Annotated in this window: 2 protein-coding genes and 1 pseudogene; all 3 read left to right on the top strand. The window is 28.3% G+C overall.

What is annotated here, in order from left to right:
• Positions 1–1,063: MBOAT family O-acyltransferase (locus IEV84_RS16365; protein ID WP_188495870.1), on the top strand; the 1,063-nt coding region annotated here is incomplete at its 5' end.
• Positions 1,064–1,076: 13 nt separating this feature from the next.
• A complete protein-coding gene (locus IEV84_RS16360; RefSeq protein ID WP_188495868.1) occupies positions 1,077–2,036 on the top strand; it encodes a hypothetical protein in 960 nt (319 codons plus the stop codon).
• 2 nt (positions 2,037–2,038) lie between these two features.
• Positions 2,039–2,371: pseudogene (locus IEV84_RS16355) on the top strand (MBOAT family O-acyltransferase); the annotation flags it as partial.

Genomic DNA, 2,371 nt, shown 5'->3' with positions numbered 1-2,371 from the left:
GGTATTGCCGGTGGGAATTTCGTTCTATACTTTTCACGGATTGTCGTATGTAATTGATATTTATTACAAAAGAATCAAAGCCGAATACAATTTTGTCGATTATTCGTTGTTTGTGAGTTATTTTCCGCTTTTGGTGGCAGGTCCTATCGAAAGAGCCACCCATTTGCTGCCTCAAGTCAAATTAAAAAGAGATTTTAATACAGAAAAAGCTAAAGAAGGTATTTCTCAAATAGTTTGGGGATTATTTAAAAAAGTTGTCGTGGCTGATACTTGTGCAAATTATGCTAATGCCATTTTTGACAATTATCCTTCAATGGATTCAGTTTCGTTAATTTTAGGTACTGTGTATTTTGCTTTTCAGATTTACGGAGATTTTTCAGGCTATTCGGATATAGCAGTTGGAGTTTCTAAATTGTTTGGAATCGATTTATTAAAGAATTTTAATTACCCTTATTTTTCAAGAGATATAGCCGAGTTTTGGCGTCGTTGGCACATTTCGCTTTCGTCCTGGTTTCGGGATTATTTGTACATTCCGTTAGGCGGAAGCAAAGGCGGAATGTGGATGAAAATTCGAAATACCTTAATTATTTTTCTGGTAAGTGGTTTTTGGCATGGAGCCAATTGGACTTATGTAGTCTGGGGAGGAATCAACGCCCTGTATTTTTTACCATTATTGTTTTTTAAAATGAATAGAAGAAATACGGATGATGTGAACATCTCTTGGAGTCTATCAACGTTCAAAATTTTTGGGAGTATTTTGATAACCTTTACAATAACTTGTTTTGCATGGATTTTTTTTAGGTCAGATAATATATTGATGGCAATTAGTTATATTGAAAAGATATTCGAATTTAGTTTTGATTTGAATAATTTTAAAATCAATATGAGTTATAATGTAATTATAATATTATCTTATTTAATTTTATTTGAATGGAATAATAGGGGAAAGGAATGCCCTTTATATAATTCGTTCTCAAGAATTAAATTAATTTCAACAGTTTTGTTGATTTTACTTTTAGGTGAATTTAATATTAAAAGTGAGTTCATTTATTTCCAATTTTAAAAATCAATTTTAAATGAGATTATTTTTTAAATACATTTTTAGTATTGTTTTAATGATTTGTTTTGCAGGTTATAGTATTCAGTTTTTGTCGGATTATGGACTTAGAAAATGGAATAACACAAACTACAATGATTGGGAAAATATTATATCGGGTCAAATAAATAGTGATATTATTATCAATGGTTCTTCAAGAGGCTACGTGGGCTACAATCCCATAATTATTGGGGGATTATTGAATAAAAGTTGTTTTAATATTGCTTTTGATGCTGGTGGATATTATTTACAACAATCTAAATTTGATATTTACCTTAAGAAGAATATTAAACCAAAAATAATAATTCAAAATATTGATTTAGCGCATTTTAATAAAAATGTTGTGCTACCAAATGAGTCGCAATTTATTCCTTTTGTTAATTATTCTGATATAAATTATTTTATAACAAAATATGACACTAAGTTTTATTATTTAAGATACACTCCGTTATTAAAATACAATCAGAACTTAAAACTTCTTAAGCATGGATTAGTCGCTAATTTTTCAGATTTAGTAGATAAGAATGCTAAAACATTTCAAGGATATTGTCCTCAAAATAGAATTTTTAAAGTTGATTATCACAATTTAAAAAATGAAATATATATTGATAAGAAAAGTATTCTTAAGTATAAAAGACTGTTAAATGAAATAGTAGATTTTTATTTTTCAAGATTAGATAATAATGCTAAAGTTATTTTTGTTTGGGCACCAGAGTACAAACTTAGATTGACTAATGATTTTGAGTTAAAAAGAAAAGCTATAATTAATGAGATGAATTTGATTCAAAAAAAACATAGGAATTTTTATTTTATTGATATGGCTTATGATGAAATAGCAAACGATAATAAATATTACTATGATACTTTTCATTTGAATGAGCTTGGTTCTAATGTTTTTTCCAAAAAACTCTCTGTAAAAATTAATAAACATCTAAACTAGTCATGTTTTTCAATTCCCTCGCCTTTGCGATTTTTTTACCCATAGTATTTGTACTGTATTGGTTTGTTTTCAATAAAAACAAAACCACACAGAATACGTTATTGATAATTGCCAGTTATTATTTCTATTCCTGTTGGGATTGGCGTTTTCTTTTTCTTTTAGTTTTTTCAACCTTTTTGGATTATTACACGGGTATCCGAATCGAAAAAAGCGAGAAAGAAAATGGCAGGAAATTTTGGTTTTGGTTGAGTATCGGAATCAATTTAGGTTTTCTTGGAGTGTTCAAATATTATAATTTCTTTGCCGCTTCATTTGCTGAATTGCTGAATGGAGTG

Source organism: Flavobacterium palustre, assembly GCF_014639535.1.
Classification (GTDB): Bacteria; Bacteroidota; Bacteroidia; order Flavobacteriales; family Flavobacteriaceae; genus Flavobacterium; species Flavobacterium palustre.
Note: the sequence above shows the minus strand (reverse complement) of the source record. Positions and strands in the feature narration are given on the sequence as shown.

Coding starts and splice junctions, on each gene's coding strand:
- IEV84_RS16360 (WP_188495868.1), top strand. CDS start 1,077: ATGAGATTATTTTTTAAATACATTTTTAGTATTGTTTTAATGATTTGT.